At 66.6% G+C, this 23,700-nt stretch carries 20 protein-coding genes and 2 pseudogenes; 4 read left to right on the forward strand and 18 right to left on the reverse strand.

Going from position 1 to position 23,700, the window contains the following annotated elements; translation table 11 throughout:
- The first annotated feature begins 51 nt into the window (after positions 1 to 51).
- The gene (locus FA89_RS05815) at positions 52 to 258 is read left to right on the forward strand and encodes a hypothetical protein (RefSeq protein ID WP_036139110.1); all 207 of its coding nucleotides are present in this window, start codon (positions 52 to 54) and stop codon (positions 256 to 258) included.
- A 15-nt stretch (positions 259 to 273) separates the two neighbouring features.
- Positions 274 to 987 (forward strand): ComF family protein, encoded by a 714-nt coding sequence (locus FA89_RS05820; RefSeq protein ID WP_036139112.1) that lies wholly within the window; start codon positions 274 to 276, stop codon positions 985 to 987.
- On the opposite strand, the gene ubiA is transcribed toward FA89_RS05820, so the two are convergent.
- From ubiA to FA89_RS05855, 8 genes are all read right to left on the reverse strand, one after another.
- Positions 976 to 1,944 carry a 4-hydroxybenzoate octaprenyltransferase gene (gene ubiA / locus FA89_RS05825; protein WP_051938567.1) on the reverse strand — a complete coding sequence of 323 codons (969 nt, stop codon included), beginning with the start codon at positions 1,942 to 1,944 and terminating at the stop codon, positions 976 to 978. The genes FA89_RS05820 and ubiA overlap by 12 nt on opposite strands.
- Positions 1,945 to 2,225: 281 nt before the next feature.
- On the reverse strand, positions 2,226 to 2,435 hold the full coding sequence (locus FA89_RS20090; protein ID WP_185754248.1) for a hypothetical protein: 210 nt from the start codon (positions 2,433 to 2,435) through the stop codon (positions 2,226 to 2,228).
- Between the two features lie 30 nt (positions 2,436 to 2,465).
- Positions 2,466 to 3,950: a mannitol dehydrogenase family protein gene (locus FA89_RS05830; RefSeq protein WP_036139116.1), complete on the reverse strand. Its 1,485-nt coding sequence runs from the start codon at positions 3,948 to 3,950 to the stop codon at positions 2,466 to 2,468.
- 2 nt (positions 3,951 to 3,952) lie between these two features.
- Positions 3,953 to 5,029 carry an ABC transporter ATP-binding protein gene (locus FA89_RS05835; protein ID WP_036139120.1) on the reverse strand — a complete coding sequence of 359 codons (1,077 nt, stop codon included), beginning with the start codon at positions 5,027 to 5,029 and terminating at the stop codon, positions 3,953 to 3,955.
- Positions 5,030 to 5,038: 9 nt separating this feature from the next.
- A complete protein-coding gene (locus tag FA89_RS05840) occupies positions 5,039 to 5,869 on the reverse strand; it encodes a carbohydrate ABC transporter permease (RefSeq protein WP_036139122.1) in 831 nt (276 codons plus the stop codon).
- Positions 5,870 to 5,879: 10 nt separating this feature from the next.
- Positions 5,880 to 6,758: a carbohydrate ABC transporter permease gene (locus FA89_RS05845; RefSeq protein ID WP_036139125.1), complete on the reverse strand. Its 879-nt coding sequence runs from the start codon at positions 6,756 to 6,758 to the stop codon at positions 5,880 to 5,882.
- On the reverse strand, positions 6,758 to 8,116 hold the full coding sequence (locus tag FA89_RS05850; protein ID WP_036139127.1) for an ABC transporter substrate-binding protein: 1,359 nt from the start codon (positions 8,114 to 8,116) through the stop codon (positions 6,758 to 6,760). The genes FA89_RS05845 and FA89_RS05850 overlap by 1 nt, the downstream gene beginning before the upstream one ends.
- A 282-nt stretch (positions 8,117 to 8,398) precedes the next feature.
- Positions 8,399 to 9,325: a helix-turn-helix domain-containing protein gene (locus FA89_RS05855; RefSeq protein WP_051938568.1), complete on the reverse strand. Its 927-nt coding sequence runs from the start codon at positions 9,323 to 9,325 to the stop codon at positions 8,399 to 8,401.
- 47 nt (positions 9,326 to 9,372) lie between these two features.
- Between FA89_RS05855 and FA89_RS05860 the strand changes: the two genes are divergently transcribed.
- Positions 9,373 to 9,972 carry a short chain dehydrogenase gene (locus FA89_RS05860; protein WP_036139129.1) on the forward strand — a complete coding sequence of 200 codons (600 nt, stop codon included), beginning with the start codon at positions 9,373 to 9,375 and terminating at the stop codon, positions 9,970 to 9,972.
- A gap of 13 nt (positions 9,973 to 9,985) precedes the next feature.
- Here FA89_RS05860 and ilvN read toward each other — a convergent pair whose 3' ends face one another.
- From ilvN to FA89_RS05905, 9 genes and pseudogenes are all read right to left on the reverse strand, one after another.
- Positions 9,986 to 10,465 carry an acetolactate synthase small subunit gene (gene ilvN / locus FA89_RS05865; RefSeq protein ID WP_036139132.1) on the reverse strand — a complete coding sequence of 160 codons (480 nt, stop codon included), beginning with the start codon at positions 10,463 to 10,465 and terminating at the stop codon, positions 9,986 to 9,988.
- A gap of 2 nt (positions 10,466 to 10,467) precedes the next feature.
- Positions 10,468 to 12,261 (reverse strand): biosynthetic-type acetolactate synthase large subunit, encoded by a 1,794-nt coding sequence (ilvB, locus tag FA89_RS05870; RefSeq protein ID WP_081916832.1) that lies wholly within the window; start codon positions 12,259 to 12,261, stop codon positions 10,468 to 10,470.
- Between the two features lie 368 nt (positions 12,262 to 12,629).
- A pseudogene (ilvC, locus tag FA89_RS05875) lies at positions 12,630 to 13,652 on the reverse strand (ketol-acid reductoisomerase); the annotation flags it as partial.
- A gap of 33 nt (positions 13,653 to 13,685) precedes the next feature.
- Complete coding sequence (gene ilvD, locus FA89_RS05880) at positions 13,686 to 15,419, reverse strand: dihydroxy-acid dehydratase (protein ID WP_051939027.1); 1,734 nt, start codon at positions 15,417 to 15,419, stop codon at positions 13,686 to 13,688.
- A 26-nt stretch (positions 15,420 to 15,445) separates the two neighbouring features.
- Entirely contained in the window at positions 15,446 to 16,510 is a 1,065-nt protein-coding gene (gene leuB / locus FA89_RS05885; protein ID WP_036139134.1) for a 3-isopropylmalate dehydrogenase, read from the reverse strand.
- Entirely contained in the window at positions 16,507 to 17,103 is a 597-nt protein-coding gene (gene leuD, locus FA89_RS05890) for a 3-isopropylmalate dehydratase small subunit (protein WP_036139137.1), read from the reverse strand. Before leuD ends, leuB begins: the two co-directional genes overlap by 4 nt.
- Positions 17,100 to 18,515 (reverse strand): 3-isopropylmalate dehydratase large subunit, encoded by a 1,416-nt coding sequence (gene leuC, locus FA89_RS05895; protein ID WP_036139139.1) that lies wholly within the window; start codon positions 18,513 to 18,515, stop codon positions 17,100 to 17,102. The genes leuD and leuC overlap by 4 nt, the downstream gene beginning before the upstream one ends.
- The gene (locus FA89_RS05900; protein ID WP_036139141.1) at positions 18,512 to 19,459 is read right to left on the reverse strand and encodes a branched-chain amino acid transaminase; all 948 of its coding nucleotides are present in this window, start codon (positions 19,457 to 19,459) and stop codon (positions 18,512 to 18,514) included. The genes leuC and FA89_RS05900 overlap by 4 nt, the downstream gene beginning before the upstream one ends.
- Positions 19,460 to 19,528: 69 nt before the next feature.
- Positions 19,529 to 20,704: pseudogene (locus tag FA89_RS05905) on the reverse strand (2-isopropylmalate synthase); the annotation flags it as partial.
- 524 nt (positions 20,705 to 21,228) lie between these two features.
- Between FA89_RS05905 and FA89_RS05915 the strand changes: the two are divergent.
- A complete protein-coding gene (locus FA89_RS05915) occupies positions 21,229 to 22,101 on the forward strand; it encodes a hypothetical protein (protein ID WP_036139147.1) in 873 nt (290 codons plus the stop codon).
- Positions 22,102 to 22,411: 310 nt separating this feature from the next.
- Here FA89_RS05915 and thrC read toward each other — a convergent pair whose 3' ends face one another.
- Positions 22,412 to 23,698 (reverse strand): threonine synthase, encoded by a 1,287-nt coding sequence (gene thrC, locus FA89_RS05920; protein WP_036139148.1) that lies wholly within the window; start codon positions 23,696 to 23,698, stop codon positions 22,412 to 22,414.
- Between the last annotated feature and the right edge of the window lie 2 nt (positions 23,699 to 23,700).

The raw sequence follows: 23,700 nt of genomic DNA on the forward strand, positions 1-23,700 counted from the left end.
ATCCTCACACAACCCGCCTACCATGGTGTCATTCCTACAGGAGGCCTTCCCATGAGCACCGGTCAAGGCAGCGGCGGCAACGTCCTTGCCGCTATCTGCAGTTTCTTCATTCCTGGCCTGGGCCAGCTCGTCCAGGGCCGTGTCTTCAAGGCGTTGATCATGTTCGTGCTGGCCGCGGTGCTCTGGATCATCTGGCTCGGCTGGATCATCCACCTGTGGTCCATCGTCGACGCGGCCATGTTCCGCCGTCGCGACTGACATGGCGTCCGACGCATGGACGCGTCCCATTTCCGACCCTGGCTGAGCGCGGCGAACCGCTTCCTGCTGGCGCCGCGATGCCTGGTCTGCGAGGCGCCCAGCGAGACCGCACGCGCGCTCTGCCGGGCCTGTCATGCCGGCCTGGTGCGCAACGACAGTTGCTGCGGGCGCTGCGCGCAGCCCCTTCCCACCGCCGTTCCGGCCTGCGCCACGTGCCTGCAGGGTGATCGCCCCTGGGCGGACCTTTGGGTGCCCTTCGTCTACACCTGGCCGCTGGACGAGCTGGAGCGACGCTTCAAGTTCGCAGGCAGCCTCGTCGCCGGACGCGTGCTGTCGCAATGCTGGCTCGACACCGGATGCCCGCCGACGACGCCCGATCTGCTGTTGCCCATGCCGCTGCATCGTTCACGCCTGCGCTCGCGCGGCTATAACCAGGCGATGGAGCTGGCGCGTCATCTGGGTCGACGGCTTTCCATACCCGTGCGACATGACGTCCTGCAACGGGTGAAGAAGACCCGGCCGCAGACCGACCTCGATGCGGCCGCGCGTGCGGCGAACATCCGCGGTGCGTTCCATGTAAGGCGCGTGCCGTCCCAGCGCCATGTCGCCCTGGTCGACGATGTCATGACCACCGGCGCCACTCTTGGCGAATGCGTGCGCACATTGACCGATGCCGGTGTGGCCCGGGTGGATGTCTGGGCGCTGGCGCGAACGCCCTTACCCGCGTAAGGCCAGCGCCAGCACGATGCCCACCCACAGCGCGAGGCCGACCCAGTTGTTCTGGCGGAACGCGGTAAGGCAGGCCTGCCGCTCGCGATGGCGCATGGTCCACTGCTGCCAGGCGAACAGGCCGGCGGTCACCGCCAGACCCAGCCAGTACGGCCAGCCCAGCTCCGAGCGCGTGCCGACCAGCAGCATGGCCAGCAGGAACGTGCCCATCAGGATGCCGATGATGACGAGGTCCGCGTCGGCGAACAGGATCGCCGTGGACTTGGCCCCCGCCTTGATGTCGTCCTCGCGGTCCACCATGGCGTACTCGGTGTCGTAGATCACCGACCAGAGGATGTTGCCGATGAACAGCAGCCAGGCCACGGGCGGCACGCTGTGCGTCACGGCGGCGAACGCCATCGGGATGGACCAGCCGAACGCCGCGCCGAGCACCACCTGCGGCAGGTTGGTGTAGCGCTTGGTGAAGGGATAGAGCGCCGCGAGGGCGGCACCGCCGAACGACAGCAGGATCGTCAGCGTGTTGGTGAACAGCACCAGCACGAACGAGAACACGAGCAGCCCGGCGAACGCGTAAAGCGCCTCGCGAGGCGTCACGCGTCCGCTCGCGATGGGCCGCCCGGCGGTGCGAGCCACCTGCGGGTCGAGCTTGCGATCCGCGTAGTCGTTGATGGCGCAGCCAGCGGAGCGCATGGCGAACACGCCCAGCGTGAAGATCACCAGTGGGCCGATCGGCGGGAAATCGCGCGCCGCGAGCCACAGCGCCCACCAGGTCGGCCACAGCAGCAGCAGGGCGCCGATGGGCCGATCCATGCGTGTGAGTACGAGGTAGGCGTGGACCTTCTCGCGGCGTGCCGTTGGCAGGCCCTTGAGCAGGAAGGCCAGTACGCGCTCGGCGGTGGTGGAGGCATCCGCGGGGCGCGCGGCGGGCGCGGGTGTGGGACTGCTCGCGGGCCGCATGCCAGGCGATGCCTTACGTCGCGCCGTGGGTTTCTTGGAGGAAGGGCTCATAAGAGAAGTCTAGCGATCACAAACGGAAAAAGGCTGTTCACGCCTAACCGCGGGAGGGTGGCGTGGTAATTGGGTTTAAAGCCGCTGCTCGAGCGCAGAGTGTGACCACCCAGCTCCTCATCGCGGCACCATGCGAGCCACCGCGGCTCTGGCTCTGGTTTCGGCTTCGGCAAGCGCCTGGGTCATGCGCGAAGACCCAAAAAAAGGCGCCTCACGGCGCCTTCGTATCGTCAACGTTCCAGCGGTTCAATCGGGTCGTCGTTCACCGGCGGCTCCGGGTCCGCATCGCGCTCGGGCTTGTAGCTGCCCGGCTGGCGGATCTCGTCCTCGGGACGGTTCTTGCCCGGCTCGGCGAACGGCGGCTGCGGGTTGGTCGGGGTGTAGGGCATGGTGGACTCCACTTCGCGACGGATAAGGCTATCCACGGTAGGTTTGGCCAAGTGAAGCCACCGAGAGTGCGCCATGAACCCTCAGTCGACGAGGGCGTCCAGCTGCTTCAGGGTACGGCGCACCCCTTGCTGTTCCAGCGCGTCCACGTAGATGTCGTATTGGCGACGGAAACGCTGATCCCGCGCGGGCAGCGGCCCCACCAGCTCGACGCTCTCGATCAGAGTGTCCTTCGAGCCGCTGTCGATCATGGGTTGCACCAGGCGCATCGCGTTCGGCTCGCGCAGGGGGTAGCCCTCGCCGTTATCGTCCTTGCCGACCCGAACATACCGATCGAACGCCGCCAGCGCGAAGGCCAGGCGGCGCGCGTCCTTGCCGTTCTCCAGGCAGGCCGTGATCGTGGGGCCGAGGAAGCCGGGGATCTTCGACCCGCCGTCCAGGCACAGACGGTCGAGCTGGTCGGCGATGGACGCGTTGCTGAAACGGTCCAGTAGTTTCTTCTTGTAAGGCCCCAGGTCCATGCCGGGCAGCGACGTCAGCCAGGTGCCGGCGTCCTCGTCGAGGAAATCGGTGAGGTAGGCGTTGAACAGCGGGTCCCTGACGGCCACGTCCACCTGTCGATGTCCCGAGAGGAAGGCCGGGTACGACAGCATCTGGTGCGAGCCGTTGAGCAGGCGGATCTTCGCGTCTTCGTACGCAGACACGTCATCCACGATCTGCACCCCGTGGTTCTCCCACGCCGGGCGCCCCTGGCGGAAGCGGTCTTCCAGCACCCACTGGATGAAATCCTCGCAGACCACCGGCGCGCGGTCGTCCAGGCCGGTAGCGGCGTTGAGTTCGTCACGCACCGACGGCGTGGTGGCGGGGGTGATGCGATCGACCATGCCGTTGGGAAAATCCACCTCGCGGTCGATCCACGCCGCCAGTTCCGGTGAGCGGGCCCGCGCGAAGGCGAGCACGGCTTTCCTCGCCTGTGCACCGTTGTGGCGCAGGTTGTCGCAGGACATGACGGTGAAGGCGGATACGCCGGCCGCGCGACGCTTTTCCAGGGCGCCGACGAGGAAGCCGAACACGCCGCGGGGCGTGTCCGGATGGGCGAGATCGTGGGCAACCGTGTCGTCGTCGAGGCGGAACGTGCCGTGCTCGTCGATCAGGTAACCGCCTTCGGTGATCGTCAGCGAGACGATACGGATGGCCGGATCGGCCAGGCGTTCGAGCACCCGGGCGCCGTCGTCCGGCGCGTAGAGGTACTCGACCATGGCGCCGACCACGTGGGTGCGGCGCTTGCCACGTGGATCGAACTCACTGACGGAGTAGAGGCCCTGTTGCGCCTTGAGTGCCTCGGCGAGCGGGCGATCATGTTCCAGCAGGTTGATGCCGAGGATGCCCCATGCATGCATGGCCGGATCGGACAGCGTGTGATGGGTGTACATCGCCAGGTGTGCGCGATGGAAGGCGCCGACGCCGATGTGCGCGATGCCGGCGGTGACCTGCGAGCGATCGAACGAAGGTGCATCGACACCCTGGGGAAGGCTGTCGAGCGAAGCGGGGTGGAGGGAGACGGCCATGGTCAGTTTCTTGCCGGATGATGGATGGCGACGCCGGTGGCGTCGAACACATGCGCGTGGGTCGGGTCGAGCCGGATGCAGATCTCGCGTCCCGCCCGGCGCTCGAAATCGCCTTCGGCGCGTACCGTGACCGAACCGACGTTCGGTACATCGACATACGCATACGTCTCACTGCCCAGCCTTTCGACCACCGACACGACGCCTTTCACGGTGTGGCCCGTGCCGTCGTCGTCGCACACGCGCAGGTGTTCCGGGCGGATGCCGAGGGTGACCTCGCCGGTCGCCTCGGCGCCGGGCACCGCCAGCGCGTTGCCGCCGGGCAGGCGGAATGTGCCGCCCTGCGCGGTGGCACGGAAGAAATTCATCTGCGGCATGCCGAGGAAGCCGGCGACAAAGAGGTTGACGGGCTTGTGGTAGAGCGCCATGGGCTTGCCGATCTGCTCGATGCGGCCTTCGTTGAAGATCGCAATGCGATCGGCTAGCGTCATCGCCTCCACCTGGTCGTGGGTGACATAAACCATGGTTGCGTTGAGCTCGGTATGCAGGCGTGCGATTTCCAGGCGTGTCGCCGCGCGCAGGGCGGCATCGAGGTTGGACAACGGCTCGTCGAACAGGAACACGCGGGGCTCGCGGGTGATCGCCCGGCCGATGGCTACTCGCTGGCGCTGCCCGCCCGACAACGCGGAGGGTTTGCGATCGAGATAGGGCTGCAACGCAAGGATCTTCGTCGCCCTTGCCACTTTCTCGTCGATGGCGCGCTGGTCCATCTTCGCCAGCTTCAGTGCAAACGACATGTTCTCGCGCACGCTCATGTGCGGATACAGCGCGTAACTCTGGAACACCATGGCGAGGTCGCGCTTGTCCACCGGCTTATCGGTGATGTCGTCGCTGTCGAGCAGGATCTGCCCGTCGTCGGCTTCCTCCAGTCCGGCGATGAGGCGCAACGTGGTGGACTTGCCGCAACCGGACGGCCCGAGGAACACGCAGAACTCGCGATCCTCCACCACCAGGTCGATACCCTTGATGACATCGACGCCTTCGAACGACTTGCGCAGCTGACGGATTTCCAGACGGGACATGGGCGACTCCTATTTGACTGCGCCGAAGGTGAGACCGCGGACGAGCTGGCGCTGCGACAGCCAGCCCAGCACCAGGATGGGTGCGCAGGCCAGGGTGGACACGGCGGAAAGCTTCGCCCAGAACAGCCCCTCGGGACTGGAGAACGAGGCCACCAGTGCCGTCAGTGGCGCGGCGCTGGTGGTAGTGAGGTTGAGCGACCAGAACGCCTCGTTCCACGAGAGGATCAGGCACAGCAGCGCCGTGGAGGCCAGGCCGCCGCGGCTCACGGGAATCAGCACCCGGAACATCGTCTGCGTCGTGCTGGCGCCGTCCATGCGCGCGGCTTCCAGGATGTCGTAGGGAATGTCGCGGAAGTAGGTGTAGATCATCCAGACCATGATCGGCAGGTTGATCAGCGCGAAGATCACGATCAGCGCGGCCTTGGAATCGAGCATGTTCAGGTCGCGGCAGATCAGGTAGATCGGCACCAGCACGCCCACGCTCGGCAGCATCTTGGTCGAGAGCATCCACAGCAGCACGCTCTTGGTCTTCGCCGTCGGGTGGTAGGCGAAGGCATAGGCGGCCGGGACGGCCACCAGCATGCCCAGGATCGTGGCACCGCCGGCGGTGACGATGGAGTTCCACGCGTAGTGCAGGTAGTTGGCACGTGCGAGGATCTGTTCGTAGTTTTCCAGTGTGGGCGCGAACAGGAAGTGCGGCGGCATGCTGAAGGCATCCAGCTCGGATTTGAAGCTGGTCAGCACCATCCACAGGATGGGGAAGAACACGACGAGGGCGACGATCCATGAGGCGACGATGCGCAGCGTGCGGGCGAGCGGGTTACGGTGGGTCTTGGCCATGGCTGTCTCCTCATGCCTTCTCGGTCAGCGATTTGCCGATCAGGCGGATCAGCACCACCGCCATGATGTTGGCCAGCACCACCGCGACCAGGCCGCCGGCGGACGCCGCACCCACGTCGAACTCCAGCAAAGCCTGCGTGTAGACCAGGTACGGGATGTTGGTGGTCGCATCGCCTGGACCACCGTTGGTGGTGACGAAGATCTCGGCGAAGATGTTGAGCAGGAAGATGGCCTCCACCATCACGACCACGGCGATGGGGCGGGCGAGATGGGGCAGGGTGAGGTAGCGGAAGATGGCCAGGCCGCGTGCGCCGTCCATCCGGGCCGCTTCCATCTGTTCACGGTCCAGCGATTGCAGCGCGGTGACGAAGATCAGGATGGCGAACGGCAGCCATTCCCACGACACCACGATGATGACCGACAGCAACGGCCAGTCCGCGAACCAGTTCACCGGCGTGGCACCGAACAGCTTCCACACCCAGGCGAGGAAGCCGGACACCGGGTTCATCATCAGGTTCTTCCAGACCAGCGCGGCCACGGTCGGCATGATGAAGAACGGCGAGATCAGCAGCATGCGCACGATGCCCTGGCCGGGGAACGTCTCGTCCACCAGTACGGATATCAGCACCCCGCCGACCACGGTGACCACCAGCACGCTGCCCACCAGCAGGATCGTGTTGAGGATCGACGTCCAGAAGCTGGGATAGGCGAAGAAGTAGGCGAAATTCTCCAGGCCCACGAAGGCTGACTTTCCCGGGTACAGCAGGTTGTAGTACTGCGTGGAGAAGTACAGCGTCATCGCCAGCGGCACGATCATCCAGGCCAGCAGCATGATGATGGCGGGCTGCGCGAGCAGCCGCTCCGGACGTTTGCGGATACGCGCGCTCATTACGGCGACTCCTTCTGGATGACGGGCTTGTTGTCGTAATAGCCGGCACGCTTCATGGTGCGGCTCACCGCGTCCTGTGCCGTGTGCAGCAGGTCGTCCACGTTCCCGCGGCCGGCCAGTGCCCCGGCGATCTGCCGGCCGACCAGCGTGGCGACGGCCTGGAACTCGGGGATCGATACGATCTGGATGCCCTTGTAGGGCACGGGCTTGAGCGTCGGGTGCGCCGGGTCGACGGCCTTGAGCGAGTCGTAGGTCACTTTCGCGAAGGGCGCGGCCGCGATGTAGGCGGCGTTGGCGTAGGTTGATTCACGCGTGCCGGGTGGCGTGGCCTGCTCGCCGTACTTATCGGCGACCATCTTCAGGTAGGGCCTGGACGTGGCCCAGAGGATGAAGTCACGCGCGGCGTCGGTCTGGCGCGAGCTGGCCGGGATGGCCAGCGACCACACCCACAACCACGACGAGCCGCGATCGGTAAGCTGGTGCGGCGAGCGCGCGAAGCCGACCTTGCCGACCACCTTGCTTTCCTTCGGATCGGTAACGGTACCGCCGCCGACGCTGGCATCGACCCACATGGCGCACTTGCCCGCGGCGAACAAGGCCAGGTTCTCGTTGAAGCCGTTGTCGGACGGGCCGGGCGGCCCGTATGTCTTCAGCAGGTCCACGTAGAAGTTCACGGCCTGGTGCCATTCCGGCGTATCGATCTGCGGGTGCCACTGCTCGTCGAACCAGCGTCCGCCGTAGCTGTTGACGATGGTGCCCAGCAGGGCCATGTTCTCGCCCCAGCCTGCCTTGCCGCGCAGACAGATGCCGTATACGCCGTTGGCCGGATCGTGCAGCTTCTGCGCAAAGCCCTTCACCTGCTCCCAGGTCGGCTCGGCCGGCATGGTCAGGTGGGCCTTGGCGAACAGGTCGGTGCGGAAGTAGGTGATGCTGGCCTCGGCGTAGAACGGCACCGCGTACAGGTGGTTGTCCACCGTCAGCTGTTCGCGCACGTTCTTCATCAGATCGTTGCCGTCGTAATCGGCGGGCAGGTTGTCCAGCGGCTTCAGCCACTGCTGCTTACCCCACAGTGGCGCCTCGTACGCGCCGATGGTGATCACGTCGAACTGGCCACCGTGGGTAGCGATGTCGGTGGTAAGCCGCTGGCGCAGGGTGTTCTCTTCCAGCACCACCCAGTTGAGGTGCACGCCGGGATGCTGGCGCTCGTACTCCGGCGACAGCGCCTGCATGCGCACCATGTCGGCGTTGTTGACGGTGCCGATGGTCAGCGTGGTGTCCGCGAGGGCGACAGGTGCCGCCGTCGCCGCGAACATCGCCGAGACGGCGAGGGTGCCGAGCCGGTTCCGGTAATCGCTCATCGTGCCTCCCTGGGTGGCATGTCCCGGCGCGACGTCGTAGGGCGGCGCGTACGAAACGGATGTGCGTTTATAGGTTCTATGCCGTGCGGCTCACCAATACGTCAGGTGTCGGTTTCCGGTGAAAATACGTACTTTCTTGATCGTAGAGACGGTGCGGGCGTTAGAAAATGCCGGACAAGTGCGCCATAATGACGCGTTGCAGCATGCCGTACCTTCATCAATAAAGTACGTAAAGAGAGGCTATCGACTTTGATGCGGACGTGCTCATGATGCGCCGCCACATCACGCCTCGGCGCTCGCCTCACGATGTCGCATGCGATAGTCACGCGGCGTCATGCCGGTCAGGGCGAGGAAGCGACGATTGAAATTGGAGAGGTTGCTGAAGCCGACCTCGTAGCAGATGTCGGTGATCGACACCGCGGAGCCCGACAATTTCTCGCACGCGTGTTGCACGCGTGTCTGGTTCACGTAGTCGATGAAGCGATACCCGGTGTGCTGGTGGAAAAACCGCGAGAACGCCGACTCAGACATGTCCAGACGTCCGGCCACGGCCTTGAGCGATACATCGCCGGCGTAGTGACGGTCGATGAAGGCGACGGCGCGGTGCAGTTTCATCGACTGCCCCGGGTCCGCCGATGCCTGGAATGGACGACTGCTCAGCGGGCAGCGCGTGGCATCCTCGGAAAGCGCCTCCACCATCTCGAAGAAGCTGGCCACGCGGCGCAGGCCCGGATGATCGGACACACGGCGGAACAGCGGTTCCAGCTGCCGTCCCAGCTCGGGCGAGAAACGTATGCCATAGCGCGCTTCTTCCAGGAGCAACGACTTCACGTGACGTGCCGACGGGAAGAACTCGGTGAACCGGCGCACGAAGGTCTCTGAGAAAAGGATCACGCGGTCGCGCAGGACCGAGGGTTCGCAGTGCGCGTCGGTCACCCAGTTGTGCGGCACGTTGGGTCCCGTGAGCATCAGGGTGTAGGGCGAGAAGCGGCCCTCGTAATCGCCGACGTAGGCCGTACCCTCCGTCGAGACGATGAGGTGCAGCTCATATGCGGGGTGGTAATGCCAGCGGATCAGCCGGCTGCGCGAGCCGTGTTCCAGGTAATGGATGGACGGCTCGTCGGACAGGCCGAGCAGGTCCTGCTCACGACCGAGCGCCGAGGTATCGGCCATGGGCGGCGGCAGCGAAAGGGCGGCGCGACGATTCATGGCGCCGAGAGTACCCTGCGCGGTCCGCAACCTCCAAGGAGCAAACCATGAAGATCCTCATCGTCGGTGCCGGCGGCACCCTGGGCCGGGCCGTCGCGGCGGAGCTGGGCGTCCGCCACGATATCGTGACGGCCGGCCGCACCAGCGGCGATCTGCGCGTGGACCTGCGTGACGGCGCGAGCGTGGAGGCGATGTACCGCGAGGCCGGTCCGCTCGACGCGGTGGTCTGCGCGGCCGGAAAGGTGCCTTTCGCTCCGCTCGGCGAGTTGACCGAGGCGAAGTACCTCGAAGGTTTGAATGACAAGCTGCTGGGCCAGGTGCGCCTGGTCCGCTCCGGAGTCGCCTCGCTCGGCGACGGCGGGTCGTTCACGCTCATCACCGGCATCCTGACCGAGCAACCGATCCTCGCCGGTGCCTGCGCCAGCATGGTCAACGGCGCGGTGGAAGGCTACGTGCGCGGCGCGGCGATCGAATTGCCCCGCGGTATCCGGATCAACGCGGTGAGCCCGAGCGTGCTGACGGAAGCCATGGAAGCGTACGGCCCCTTCTTCCGTGGCTTCGAGCCGGTCAGCGCCGCCAGTGCCGCACGTGCGTTTTCGCGTTCGGTGGAAGGTCGCGAGACGGGGCGGGTTTACAAGGTCTGGTAGTGCCGATGGCGTGTCAAGCCAGCGCCACCGGCCGCTCCAGCGCCGCGATGCCGCTGCGCGCGTGGTCAACGATCTCACCGGCCTGGCGCAGGGCATCGAGGAACGCGTCCACCTCGTCGGCACGGCCGGTGTATTCCACCACCGACTGCCCCGCCGCGCGCTGCAACAGACGCCCGCCAAATCGGGCCAGGCAGAGGTCGGTGGCGTCGTCGTCCGCCTCGACGCGCGCCACCAGCAGCTCCCGTTCCACATAGTCGCGTCGGGTCAGTTCGGCAATCTCGAGCACGTCGATCAGCTTGGCCGACTGCTTGATGATCTGTTCGATCACCTCGTCGTCGCCGAAGATTACCAAGGTGAGCCGCGAGGCATCCACGTCGTGCGTGGCGGCGACGGTGAGCGACTCGATGTTGTAACCGCGCGATGCGAACAGTCCGGCCACGCGCGCCAGGGCGCCGGCTTCGTTCTGCAACAGCATGGAGATCAGGTGGCGCATGGTCAGAACATCCCTGTGGGTTCGGCAGTGGTGATCGTCGGTGCCGTACGGCTGGCGATCCAATCGCCGGTGATCATCTCGGCATAGGTGGCGCCCGGTCCGACCATCGGGTAGACACCGGCTTCCGCATCGATCACCACCTCGAGGAACGCCGGGCCGTCGAAGGCCAGGAAATCGGCGATCGTCGTCTCGATGGCGGCGGGATCGTCGAGGCGCTGCGCCCATTCGAAACCGTCGGCATGGGCGGCGCGTACGAAGTCCTTTTTGTGCAGGCTCTTGTCCGACGCGGAGAACCGCCCCTTGAAGAACAGTTTCTGCCACTGGCGCACCATGCCGTCGCCGCTGTTGTTCAGTACCACCACCTTCACCGGCAGGCCATACGTGGTGACGGTTTCCATCTCGCCGATATTCATGCGGATGCTGGCATCGCCGTCGATGTCGATCACGGTGAGGTCGCGTCGTGCGAACTGGGCGCCGATGGCCGCGGGCAGGCCGAAGCCCATCGTGCCCATGGAGCCGGAGGTCAGCCAGCGGCGGGGCTCGCGGAAATCGAAATACTGCGCAGCCCACATCTGGTGTTGTCCCACGCCGGTGCTGATGATCGCGCGGCCATCGGTGATGCGGTTGATCGCCTGGATGACCGCACACGGCTGGATGCTCTTGCTGTCGCGACAGAAGTCCATGGCGTGGGTGGTCTTCAGTGCCGCAACATGGGCGTGCCAATCGGTGAGGTCCGACGTGAAGCCGATGCACTTGCCGTAATCCAGCAAGCGTTGCAGCGACGCATCCAGTGTACCGACGTGGTGCCAGTCCACGGCTTTCACCTTGCCGATCTCCGCCGGATCGATGTCGATCTGCGCGATGGTGCGTGCACTCGGCGCGAAGCGGGCCGGCACGCCGACCACGCGGTCGTCGAAGCGTGCGCCCAGCGCGAAAACGAAATCGCTGTCGTCCATCGCGTAGTTGGCATAGGCCGTGCCGTGCATGCCCAGCATGTGTAGCGCCAGCGGATCGGTGGTGTCGAAACCGCCAATGCCCATCAGCGTGGTCACGACGGGCATGCCAAAGGCATGCGCGAACTCGCGGAGCACCGCCGAGGCGCTGGCGGAGACGACACCGCCACCGGCGTAGATCAAGGGACGCTTCGCGCGGGCCAGGCGATCGAAGAAGGCGGCGCAGTGGGCGTCGTCGATGGTCGCGGACTCCACGGCATGCAGACGCGACCGGTAACCGCGCACAGCCAGTTCGCGGCTGCCCTCGAATGTTAGTGGTGCGTTCTGGACATCCTTGGGGATATCGACCACCACGGGGCCGGGGCGACCGCTGCGGGCGATGTGGAACGCCGTGCGCAGGGTGGCCTCCAGCGTGGAGGGATCGGTCACGAGAAACACGTGTTTGGCGCAGGCACCCATGATGGTGCTGATGGGGGCTTCCTGGAAGGCATCGGTGCCGATGGCGGCGGTGGGTACCTGCCCGCAGACGACCACGACGGGAACGGAATCGGCCATGCAGTCACGCACGGGCGTCACCGCGTTGGTGGCACCGGGGCCGGAGGTCACCAGCGCGACACCGACACGGCCGGAGGCCCTTGCGTAGCCGGCGGCCATGAAGCACGCACCCTGCTCGTTGGCGGGAACGATCAGCGGCATCGGTTCGTTGCCGTCGTCGCGGGTATGCAGCGCGTTGTAGCGGAACACGGCGTCGTAAACGGGAAGGATGGCGCCGCCGGAGTAACCGAAGAGTACGTCGAGACCCTCGTCGGCAAGTACCTGCACGACGATATCAGCGCCGGTCATGGTCTGGCCGGCCAGCGGGTGGTTCGAGGTGACGCGGCGCGGTGCGCCGACGGTGTCCAGTTGCGCGTTCACGGTGTCGAAGATTCCTTTAATGAGATGACTGTGTAGGAGCGCACGTTGTGCGCGAACCCTCAGGCTGGCCAGCGGCGAACGAAGCCATGCACGGCATCGTCAGGAGCGGTTTTAGACTCTCCTACATCCAACCGCCGCCCCGTAAGACCGGACAGCCGGCCCGGTGCAAGCGCCATGCATCCTTCGCCGAGTACCGTCTGAGGGTTCGCGCACATCGTGCGCTGCTACATGTGGGGGAAAGGGATCGTGTGGAGGAAAGGGATCATGTTGGGACAGGGATCATGTGGGGATACGGATCATTCCGCGGCCTTGGCGGGCTGCGGCTGGTTGGCTTGCAGCCAGGGCATGCGGGCGCGCAGCTGGGCGCCGACCTTTTCGATCGGATGGTCGAGGTCGCGCTGCTTGAACGCCTTGTAGTTGGGCAGGCCGGCCTGGTATTCGGCCGTCCATTCGCGGGCGAACGTGCCGTCCTGGATATCCTTCAGCACCGCCTTCATGCGTTCCTTGGTGCTGTCGTCGATCACGCGCGGGCCGCGGGTGTAGTCGCCGTACTGCGCGGTCTCGGACACGAATTCGAGCATGCGGGCGATGCCGCCCTCGTAGAACAGGTCGACGATCAGCTTCAGTTCGTGCATCACCTCGTAGTAGGCGATCTCCGGGCGATAGCCCGCCTCGGTCAGCGTTTCGAAGCCCTTGAGCACCAGTTCGGAGGCGCCGCCGCACAGCACCGCCTGCTCGCCGAACAGGTCGGTTTCGGTCTCTTCCTTGAAGTCGGTTTCGATCAGCATGGCGCGTGCACCGCCGATACCGGCGGCGTAGGCCGTGGCACGCTCCGTGGCGTGGCCGGTGGCATCCTGGTGCACGGCGTACAGGCAGGGCACGCCGCGGCCGATCTCGTACTCGCGACGCACCAGCGCGCCGGGACCCTTCGGCGCCACCAGCACCACGTCGATATCCTTGCGCGGCGTGATCTGGCCGAAGTGGATGTTGAAGCCGTGGGCGAACAGCAGCGCCGCGCCGGGTTTCATGTTGGCCTCGATCGCGTCCTTGTAGATGCCCGGCTGGGTCATGTCCGGGGTGAGCACGGCGACCAGGTCGGCGTCGCGCACGGCCTCGGCGGGTTCGGCGACGGCAAAGCCATCGGTATACGCACGGTTCCACGACGGGCCACCCGGACGCAGGCCGACCACGACATCGAGGCCGGAGTCCTTCAGGTTGAGCGCGTGCGCACGGCCCTGGCTACCGTAGCCGAGCACGGCGATACGGGCGTTCTGCAGCGGAGCGGTGGTGGCTTGCTTGTCGGTCACGGGGTGTCTCCAGGTGGATGTTCGAAAGAAAGGGGAAAAGGTGGATCAGTTGCCGATCAGTTCCTGCGTGCAGTCCGCTTCGGCGAATTCGCGGCGCGTGGATTCGGCGGCGGTGGCGGGCGCATCGTCGAAGGCCTGCGTCACGGCGCCCTCGGCGGCGGAGCCGACCAGTCGCGCGTATTTGGCGAGCACCCCGCGCGCCACCTTCGGCGGTCCCGGTCGCCACGCGGCGCGGCGGGAGGCCAGGTCCGCGTCCGTGCGCAGTTCGCGGCTGGCGGCATCGATGAAGATGGCGTCGCCCTCGCGGATCAGGCCGATGGGGCCGCCGCGTGCGGCTTCGGGCGCGATGTGACCGACCATGAAGCCGTGGGTGGCGCCGCTGAAACGGCCGTCGGTGATCAGCGCCACGTCGTTGCCCAGACCGCGACCGATCAGCGCGGCGGTGACCGCTAGCATCTCGCGCATGCCCGGTCCGCCGGCCGGGCCTTCGTTGCGGATGACCAGGACATCGCCGGCACGGATACGGCCGCCCTTGACCGCGGCGAAGGCGTCTTCCTCGCTTTCGAACACGCGCGCTGGCCCGGCATGGCTGGTGCGGCCGTGGCCGGCCAGCTTGAGGATGCAGCCCTCCGGCGACAGGTTGCCGTAGAGGATGCTGTAGCCGCCGCGCGGCTTGAACGGCGTGTCGACGGGGCGCACCACCTGCTGTCCTTCGGTCGCCGCAGGTGCGGCATCCAGTTCGGCGAACAGGCTGCGTCCGGTGACAGTGGGCGTATCGACCAACATGCCGCCCTTGCGCAACTCGCGGGCGACGATGGTGGTGCCGCCGGCCGCGGTCAGTTCCACGGCGCTGAACCGGCCGCCGGGCATGAGGTCGGCGATCACCGGGGTGTGGACCGAGGCCGGCTCGAAGTCCTCGATGGACAGCGGCACGCGCGCTTCGTTGGCCATGGCCAGCAGGTGCAGCACGGCATTGGTGGAGCCCGCCGTGCCGGCGACCATGCGTGCGGCGTTGTCGAAGGCGGCGCGGGTCATGATGTCGCGCGGCTTGCGGTCGGCTTCCAGGCAGGCCATGGCCAGTTCGCCGCAACGGAAAGCGGCGTCGCGCTTGGCCGGGTGTGTCGCCGGAATGTCGTTCAGTCCCACCGGGGACAGCCCGAGCGTGGTCAGCACCATCGCCATCGTGTTGGCGGTGTACTGGCCACCGCACGCACCGGCACCGGGGCAGGCGTGGCGTTCCACCTCATCCAGTTCCGCGTCGTCGATCTTGCCCGCGCCGTGCGCGCCCACCGCCTCGAACACCTGTTGCACGGTGATCGGGCAGCCGTTGTGCGTGCCGTGGTCGATGCTGCCGCCATACAGCGCCACGCCGGGTATGTTCAGCCGTGCCAGGGCCATGGCCGCGGCGGGGATCGTCTTGTCGCAGCCGCACAGCACCACCATGGCATCCAGGCAATGGCCGTCCACTGCAAGCTCGATGGAGTCGGTGATGATCTCGCGGCTGACCAGCGACGAACGCATGCCGCTCGTGCCCATGGCGATGCCGTCGGTGACCGCGATGGTGTTGAACTCCACCGGCGTGCCGCCCGCCGCGCGCACGCCGTCCGCAGCCGCCTCGGCGAGGTCGCGCAGGTTGAGATTGCACGGGGAGACGTTGGACCAGCTGTGCACGATGGCCACCATCGGCCGCGCGATGGCTTCGTCGTCCAGGCCGGTGGCGCGCAGCATGGCGCGTGCCGGGGCCCGGTCCGGACCGGTCTTGATCGCGTCGCTGCGCAGCGTGCGGATGGGGATCTTCTTGGTGTTCACAGGGCCTCCGCTTCGGTATGACAGGCGTCCAGGACAGCGCGGGTCACGTCATGCGTGCTTGCGCTGCCGCCCAGGTCGCGGGTGAGGTTGGCGTGCTCGAGCACGTGGTCCACCGCGGCTTCCACCACGGCGGCCTCGGCGGCCAAGCCGAGCGAATGGCGCAGCAGCATCGCGGTGGAAAGGATGGTGCCGAGGGGGTTGGCCAGCGACTGCCCGGCGATGTCGGGCGCGGAACCGTGGATGGGCTCGTAGACGCCGGCGCCCGGGCCACCCAGCGACGCCGACGGCGACAGGCCCAGCGAGCCGGCCAGCACCGAGGCTTCGTCGGTCAGGATGTCGCCGAACATGTTCTCGGTCACGATCACGTCGTAGTCGGCGGGTCGGGTCAGCAGGTGCATGGCCATCGAATCCACCAGCTGGTGTTCCAGCGCCACGTCGGGATACTCGGCGGCCACACGGGTGGTCACCGAACGCCACAGGCGCGAGGTTTCCAGCACGTTGGCCTTGTCCACCGAGGTGACCTTGCGCCGCCGCGTGCGAGCCAGCTCGAACGCATGACGTACCACGCGCTCGATCTCCACCACGCTGTAGCGGCATTCGTCCGTGGCGTCCGTCTCGCTGCGCGTCTTCGCACCGAAATAGATGCCGCCGGTGAGCTCGCGGATGAACACCAGGTCTACGCCCTTGGTGCGCTCGGGTTTCAGCGGCGACAGCGCGGCGGTGCGCGGATGCAGTTTCAGCGGACGCACGTTGGCGAACACGCCCAGCAGCTTGCGCATGGCCAGAAGGCCCTGTTCCGGGCGCACGGCCGCGTTCGGGTCCGACCACTTCGGTCCGCCCACGGCGCCCAGCAGGATAGCGTCGGCGGCGAGCAGCGCCTCGCGCGTGGCGGGCGGCAGCGGATCGCCGAAGCGATCGATCGCATCCCCGCCGATGGCATGCTCGGTAAAAGTGAATGCATGGCCGAAACGATCGGCGATGGCGGTCAGCACGGCCACGCCGGCGGCAGCCACTTCCGGGCCGATGCCGTCGCCCGGCAATACGACGATGGACGCCTTCATGCGGCTTTCTCCCGGTGGGTTTCGAAGGTGGCGATATCCGCCTCGTGCTGCAGCAGGAAACCCATCTGGTCGACACCGTTGAGCAGGCAGTGACGCGAGAAGGCGTCCAGATCGAAACGGGTGATGCCGCCCTCGGGCAGCGCGATGGTGCCCTCGGCGATATCGATCCGCAGTTCGACGCCGGGGTTGTCGAGCAGCCAGCGGTGCTCGGCGGTGCCGACGACGATGGCCAGCAGGCCGTTCTTCAGCGAGTTGCCACGGAAGATGTCCGCGATCTCGCTGGAGATCACCGCCTGGATGCCGTAGTCCAGCAGCGCCCAGGGGGCGTGCTCACGCGACGAGCCGCAGCCGAAGTTGTGGCCGGCGACCAGGATCGCGCAGCCGCGTGCTTCCGGCTGGTTCAGGGGGAACGCCGGGTCGTCGCTGCCGTCGGCGGCGTAACGCCAGTCCTGGAAGCAGTGCTTGCCCAGTCCGGTGCGTTCGGTGGTGGTGAGGAAGCGCGCCGGAATGATCCGGTCCGTATCGATGTTTTCGTTGCGCAACACCGCCGTGCGCGAATGCACGTAGGCGAGCGGTCGGCTGGTCTGGCTCATGCGGCAACTTCCTGGGTCATGTAATCGCGGGGATCGGCCACATGGCCGGCGATGGCGGAGGCGGCCGCGACCAGGGGGCTGGCGAGGACAGTGCGGGCGCCCTTGCCCTGGCGTCCCTCGAAGTTACGGTTGCTGGTGGCGACGACGAGCTGGCCCGGCTGGGCGAGGTCGCCGTTCATGGCGATGCACATCGAGCAGCCGGATTCGCGCCACTCGGCGCCGGCGGCACGGAACACCTCGTCCAGGCCCTCGCGCTCGGCATCCCGACGTACCTGCTCGGAACCGGGCACCACCAGCATGCGCACGCCTTCCGCGACCTTGCGACCGCGCAGCAGTCCCGCTGCCGCGCGCAGGTCGGACAGGCGACCGTTGGTGCAGCTGCCCACGAACACCACGTCGACCTTCTCGCCCCACATCGGCTTGCCGGCGGTGACCTGCATGTAGTCGAGCGCGCGCTGTTCCATCGCATCCGCGGCGGCGGGAACATTGCCGTGGATCGGCACCACCATGCCCGGGTGCGTACCGTAAGTGACCGACGGCTGGATCGCCGAGGCGTCGATACGCACTTCGCGATCGTAGGTGGCGCCTTCGTCGGTGGGAAGGTCGCGCCATGCGGCGACGGCGCGGCCCCAGGCGTCGCCCTTCGGCACGCGCTCGCGGCCCTTCAGCCAGGCGAACGTGGTCTCGTCAGGGGCGATCAGGCCGGCGCGGGCGCCTGCCTCGATCGACATGTTGCACACCGTCATGCGCTCTTCCATCGACAGGGCGCGGATCGCCTCGCCGGTGTACTCCAGCACGTAGCCGGTGCCGCCGCCGATGCCGATCGTGCCGATCACGTGCAGGATCAGGTCCTTCGCGGTGACGCCGCGCTGCAGGGCGCCGTCCACACGGATAGCGAACGACTTCGGCTTGCGCTGCAGCAGGCACTGGGTGGCCAGCACATGGCCCACCTCGGTGGTACCGATGCCGAAGGCCAGCGCGCCGAAGGCACCGTGCGTGGCGGTGTGGCTGTCGCCGCAGACGATGGTCATGCCCGGCTGGGTCGCTCCCACCTCCGGCCCAGCCACGTGGACGATACCGCGCTGGGGACTGTCCCAACCCATCAGGTCGATACCGAACTCGCGTACGTTGGACTCCAGCTTGACGACCTGCGCTTCGGCTTCCTTGGTGTAGTAAGGACGTTTGCCATCGGCATCGGCCGGCAGCGTCGGCGTGGAATGATCCAGCGTGGCCAGCGTGCGATCCGGGCGACGTACCTTCAGGCCGCGGGAGCGCAGTTCGTCGAAGGCCTGTGGCGAGGTCACCTCGTGCACCAGGTGCAGGTCGATGTAGAGCACGCCGGGCGTGCTGGCCGTCTCGGCCTTTACCTGATGGCTGTCCCACAGCTTGTCGAACAGGGTGCGGGCGCTCATGCGGCGACCCTCCCGTGTTCTGTTTCGGTCACGGCTGACAACCAGCCCCAGCGATCGTCGGTGCGGCCGTCGAACAGGCCGAAGAAATCGGCCTGCAACTGGCGGGTGACCGGACCGGGATGGCCGCTGCCGACCGGTTTGCGATCGACGGAGCGCACGGCGGTAATTTCCGCGGCGGTGCCGGTCATGAACACTTCGTCGGCGAAGTACAGCATCTCGCGTGGCAGCGGCTGCTCGACCACGTCGAATCCGCGCTCGCGGGCCAGCGTCAGGACGGAATCGCGCGTGATCCCGCACAGGATGGAGGACGCCGCCGGTGGAGTATAGATCGTGCCCTTGCGCACGATGAACAGGTTTTCCCCGGCGCCTTCGCTCAGCAAGCCGTCCGTGCCCAGGGCGATGCCTTCGGCGAAGCCGCCGTTGATGGCCTCGCGCGCGATCAGCTGGCTGTTGAGGTAATTGCCACCGGCCTTGGCGCCGCTGGGGTAGGTGTTCGGCGCAGCGCGGTTCCACGAGGAAACGCAGACGTCCACCCCTTTTTCCAGGGCGTCGGTGCCATGGTAGGCGCCCCAGGGCAGCGCGATGATCGAGACGTCCACCTTGGTATCCAGCGACGGCGCCAGGCTGAAGGTGAAGCCGCTGCGGAACACGATGGGGCGCACATACGCCGATTCCAGCCCGTTGGCGGTAATCACCTCGCGACAGGCCTGATTGATGGTGGCGGCATCGTAAGGAATGATCAGGTCGTACACGCGTGCCGAGTGGAACAGGCGCTCGGTATGTTCTTCCAGACGGAAGTAGCGTGGACCCTCTGGCGTGGCATACACACGGATACCTTCGAACACGGAGGAGCCGTAATGCAGTGCGTGGGCACCGACGTGCACCGTGGCGTCCTGCCAGGATGCGATACGGCCGTTGTGCCAGAGATGTTTCGGGGCTTCCATGGTTCCTCCTCAGGACTCGACCGCGACACACGCGGCCTGGGTGGGGGTGGGTGCGGGGGGAGTGGTCATCAGGGTGGTGAGGTCGTCGTTGGTGACGGAGCGCTGGCGATCCGCCAGCACCTTGAACCGGTCGAAGACGGCATCGAGCGTCGCTTCGTCCAGGTCGTAATCCAGCTCTTCCAGGCGCTGGCGCAGCGCGTGGCGTCCGGAATGCTTGCCCAGCACCAGCGAGGTCTTCGCGCCCACATCCTGTGGCCGCATGATTTCGTAGGTGCCGCGATGCCGAATCATGCCGTGCTGGTGGATGCCGGACTCGTGCGCGAAGGCGTTGTCGCCGACGATGGCCTTGTTGCGCGGCACGGTTTGCCCGGTGACTTCGGCCAACAGGCGCGAGGTGGGATAGAAATGGCGGGTGACGATGCCCGTGTCGACCTGGAACAGCGGCCGGCGCGTGTGCAGCGCCATGACGATCTCTTCCATGGCCGCATTGCCCGCACGCTCGCCGATGCCGTTGATGGTGCATTCCACCTGCCGGGCACCCGCGGCGACGGCGGCCAGCGAGTTGGCGACGGCCAGGCCGAGGTCGTCGTGGCAGTGCGTCGAGAACACCACTTTGTCTGCGTTTCTCACGTTCTGGCGCAGGTAGGTGAACATGCGCGTGATCTCGTCCGGCGTCACGTAGCCCACGGTGTCCGGTGCGTTGAGGATGGTGGCACCTGCCTCGGCAGCCACCGAAAAGATCTCGGCCAGGTACTCCGGCTCGGTGCGCAGGGCGTCTTCGGCGGAAAACTCCACCTCGTGGGCGAGTGCCTTTGCCCTATGGATCGCCGCGGCGGCGATATCGATCACTTCCTGCTTGCTCTTGCCCAGCTTGTATTCGCGGTGCAACGGGCTGGTGGAGAGGAACAGGTGGATGCGTGCGTGGTGGGCCCCTTCCAGGGCGCGGCCCGCGCTGTCGATGTCACCTGCCTGGCACCGCGCCAGCGCGGCCACGGTGGGTGCCTTCAAGGCGCGGGCGATCTCGGCCACAGCGGCGAAATCGTCGGGCGAGGCCTGGGGGAAACCGGCCTCGATGATGTCCACGCCAAGCTCTTCCAGGGCATGCGCCATGCGCAATTTCGCGCGCCGATCCATCGAGAAGCCGGGGGCTTGCTCGCCGTCGCGCAAGGTGGTGTCGAAGATACGCACGCGGTCGCCTACGTCGCTCTCGATGGTGTCGTTGCTGCCCTGGGTTGCTGGATTCATGTCTGGCTCCGCTCGTGGAAGAGGCGGGTCGGGGGCAATAAAAAACCCCGCATCCGTTGCCGGGTGCGGGGTTCTTCAGGAGTCTTCAGGTTTTGCTTGTTTCACCTGGACACTTGCCCTCAGCCCGCACCTCCGCAGGTAATAAGTACAAGGCTAAGGAGAAGGAGGCCGCCACCGAGACGCAGCTTGCCGTCTACCGCCGGGAGGCGGGACAGGTCAAAGCGGCCATGGGTGGTGCGCTGCGTCATGCGATCGAACGTATGCCAGTTCTGATCGTCGTGTCAACACTTTCGGATGAAACATTCTTGCGCGGATGTTTGGACGGCTAGACGCCCGTGGCTGTGGTCCGTTGCGTCCAGGCGCATGGGACTGCGGCCTGCGACAAAGTGGTATGCCCTCGAAAATGAGAAAAACGGACAACTTTTCGGAGTGTGACGGGCATCGCATGGGCCGCATTGACCGTGCGGATTTCCGCCTACCAGAATGGCCACGTTCCTACGATGTCTCCCCAAAAGGATGATTCCATGACCAAGCAACGGACGGTCGGAGCGCGCAGCATGGCGCGGCTCACGGCATGCACTTTCCTCGCGATCTCTCCTCTGGCCCAGGCGGACGACGCACCGCCGCCTTTCGCCGAGTACCGCGCCGCAGGCCAGTATTACCGCGACCCGGCCGAAGCCTCGATGCGCGCCATGTGGCAGGACTGCGACAACAGCGGCTACCTGCAATGCCAGTTGCTGGTGGTTCGTACCACCGACTCGGGCTACGACTACATCTACCAGTACCTGCACGATCGTCCCGGGGGCGACGCCGAGTGGATGCGCTTCGAAGACGGTGGCCCCGGCGTGTACTCCTGCCCGGCGGGCTTTTCCCTTTACCAGATCGCGTTCGGCATGCCGCTGGGCCCTTACGCCAACCGCAGCATCGATCTGGGTGGTCCATTTCCCGTGTATTGCCAGGCGGGCGGGTATCCGTCCGCCCGTGCTCCCCGGCTGGCCATCGTCGATACCTTCGACAAGGGGGAGCTGGCCGTGCGCGAGGTGACCGAAGGCGAGCAAACGGTCCGTTGGACCGTCACCCCGGAAGCGGACGGCCGGCATGTGCGGGCGATGTCCACCCTCGGTACGTCCAGTTTCCTGGTCAGCGACGACCGGGTGGTCATACTCGACGATGCGGTGACGCTTGTCTACGCCGCGGACGGCACGCTCCAGGCGGCGCGTGGAGCCGATGGCACCTCGATCGATCGCCAGGGCCGTTACGACCCCGAGGGGCGACTGGATTCGCTTCTTCGTCGCGCGACCCAGACCCTGCCGGCGTCGTCGTCCACCGGCGCACTAGGCGCCGTGACCCGTGCCGGCGAATCGATCAGGGCGCTGCTGGACAACCCCGCACCCTGACACGTACGGGTTGGCGGATATCGACAGTGCGGATCCGTCCGGGTGACGGATCCGCACAATAAGGGCGTAGGAGCGCACGCACGTGCGCGAACCCTCACCACGGCAAAGGCGATCGATGCCGTCCCCCCACAGCCATGCGAGCGTTTCCGTGCGTCCGAAAAGCGCACGCCGGATGCACGGAAGCGCTCGCATGGTCTGGCGGGTGGCTTCATTCGCCTCAGTGTAAGGCTGAGGGTTCGCGCACGTGCGTGCGCTCCTACCCTCGGGGCCGCGGTGCCTCGCCGCGCCTGGGTTACGGGTGTGCCCTGCGTTACCCGTGCGCCCATTGGCGCAGCCAGTCGGCGAACAGGCGGCCGTCGGCGGCCAGCGGTTCGGCGTGGGCTTCCCGCGCCAGCATGGCGTTCAGTGCTTCGGGCACGGCGACGAGGCGACCGATCAGGGGTTCGACCACGCTCTCGAATTTGGCGGGGTGGGCCGTGGCGGCCAGGGTCCACGCGCGACGATCGCCTGCCAGGCGCAGACGCTCGAACACGCGCATGGCGGTGGCCGTGTGCGGGCAGAACACCTCGCCGTCGTTGGCGGCATGCCGGCGGATCACGTCGCGGATCTGGGCATCGTCGACGCCCTCGGCATGGCCGTGGACCCGCGCCGCGTCTTCGCCACCGAACAGGTGGACCAGGCGCTCGAAGTTGCTCGGCGCGCCCACGTCCATGGCATTGGCGATGGTGGGTACCGCATCGCGAGGGCGATACGGCTGGCCGCCGAAGAAGGCCGGCAGGGTGTCGTTGGCGTTGCAGGCGAACACCACCTCGCCCAGGGGCAGCCCGATCTGCCGAGCCCACAACGCGGCCACGGCGTTGCCGAGGTTGCCGGTGGGCACGATGGTATTCATCGGTTCGTCCGCATGGATGGCCGCATGGCCGAAGTACGCCATCTGCGGCAGCAGGCGGCCCAGGCTGATGCTGTTGGCGGAAGACATCGGCACGTCCGCCTGCAGGGCGGGATCGCCCAGCGCGGCTTTCACCAGTCGCTGGCAATCGTCGAAACTGCCCTCGACGCGCAGCGCGCGCACGTTGCCGCCGAAGCTGCCCAGCTGGTGGGCCTGGCGCGGCGAGACACGGTTGTCCGGATAGAGGATGACGACGCGCACGCCCGGCAGGTTGTGGAATGCCGCGCCCACGGCTGCGCCGGTATCGCCCGAGGTGGCGACCAGGATGGTCAGCGGGCGGTCGCCTTCGCGACGCCGTCGGCTGAGGCAGGCGGCGAGGAACCGCGCGCCGAAATCCTTGAAGGCGGCCGTCGGCCCGTGGAACAGCTCCAGCACGTGCGCGCCGTCGATCGGCAACGCCCGGCGTGGCGCCGGAGACGCGAACGCATCGGCGCAAATGGCCGGTAGCGCCGCTTCCAGCGGATCGCCCGCGAAAAAGGGCCGCAGCATCCACGACGCGGTATCGGCCAGCGTGCCACCGCGCGGTGGCGGCGATACCGAGGGCATGGCGTCCGGGACATACAGGCCGCCGTCGGGTGCGATGCCTGCGGCGATCGCATCGCTCAGGCGAACGGGCGCGGCATCGCCGCGCGTGCTGACGTAGCGCATGG

This window comes from Luteibacter sp. 9135 (assembly GCF_000745005.1).
Lineage (GTDB): Bacteria > Pseudomonadota > Gammaproteobacteria > Xanthomonadales > Rhodanobacteraceae > Luteibacter.

Bases quoted from the DNA above. Each gene is read 5' to 3' on its own strand.
- FA89_RS05840 (WP_036139122.1), bottom strand. From the start codon at position 5,869: ATGGCCAAGACCCACCGTAACCCGCTCGCCCGCACGCTGCGCATCGTC.
- ilvN (WP_036139132.1), bottom strand. From the start codon at position 10,465: ATGCGCCACCTGATCTCCATGCTGTTGCAGAACGAAGCCGGCGCCCTG.
- FA89_RS05815 (WP_036139110.1), top strand. From the start codon at position 52: ATGAGCACCGGTCAAGGCAGCGGCGGCAACGTCCTTGCCGCTATCTGC.
- leuD (WP_036139137.1), bottom strand. From the start codon at position 17,103: ATGAGCCAGACCAGCCGACCGCTCGCCTACGTGCATTCGCGCACGGCG.
- FA89_RS05915 (WP_036139147.1), top strand. From the start codon at position 21,229: ATGACCAAGCAACGGACGGTCGGAGCGCGCAGCATGGCGCGGCTCACG.
- FA89_RS05820 (WP_036139112.1), top strand. From the start codon at position 274: ATGGACGCGTCCCATTTCCGACCCTGGCTGAGCGCGGCGAACCGCTTC.
- FA89_RS05855 (WP_051938568.1), bottom strand. From the start codon at position 9,325: ATGAATCGTCGCGCCGCCCTTTCGCTGCCGCCGCCCATGGCCGATACC.
- thrC (WP_036139148.1), bottom strand. From the start codon at position 23,698: ATGCGCTACGTCAGCACGCGCGGCGATGCCGCGCCCGTTCGCCTGAGC.
- FA89_RS05850 (WP_036139127.1), bottom strand. From the start codon at position 8,116: ATGAGCGATTACCGGAACCGGCTCGGCACCCTCGCCGTCTCGGCGATG.
- FA89_RS05860 (WP_036139129.1), top strand. From the start codon at position 9,373: ATGAAGATCCTCATCGTCGGTGCCGGCGGCACCCTGGGCCGGGCCGTC.
- leuC (WP_036139139.1), bottom strand. From the start codon at position 18,515: ATGAGCGCCCGCACCCTGTTCGACAAGCTGTGGGACAGCCATCAGGTA.
- FA89_RS05900 (WP_036139141.1), bottom strand. From the start codon at position 19,459: ATGGAAGCCCCGAAACATCTCTGGCACAACGGCCGTATCGCATCCTGG.
- FA89_RS05845 (WP_036139125.1), bottom strand. From the start codon at position 6,758: ATGAGCGCGCGTATCCGCAAACGTCCGGAGCGGCTGCTCGCGCAGCCC.
- FA89_RS05835 (WP_036139120.1), bottom strand. From the start codon at position 5,029: ATGTCCCGTCTGGAAATCCGTCAGCTGCGCAAGTCGTTCGAAGGCGTC.
- leuB (WP_036139134.1), bottom strand. From the start codon at position 16,510: ATGAAGGCGTCCATCGTCGTATTGCCGGGCGACGGCATCGGCCCGGAA.
- ilvB (WP_081916832.1), bottom strand. From the start codon at position 12,261: ATGACCGGCGCTGATATCGTCGTGCAGGTACTTGCCGACGAGGGTCTC.
- FA89_RS05830 (WP_036139116.1), bottom strand. From the start codon at position 3,950: ATGGCCGTCTCCCTCCACCCCGCTTCGCTCGACAGCCTTCCCCAGGGT.
- ubiA (WP_051938567.1), bottom strand. From the start codon at position 1,944: ATGCGGCCCGCGAGCAGTCCCACACCCGCGCCCGCCGCGCGCCCCGCG.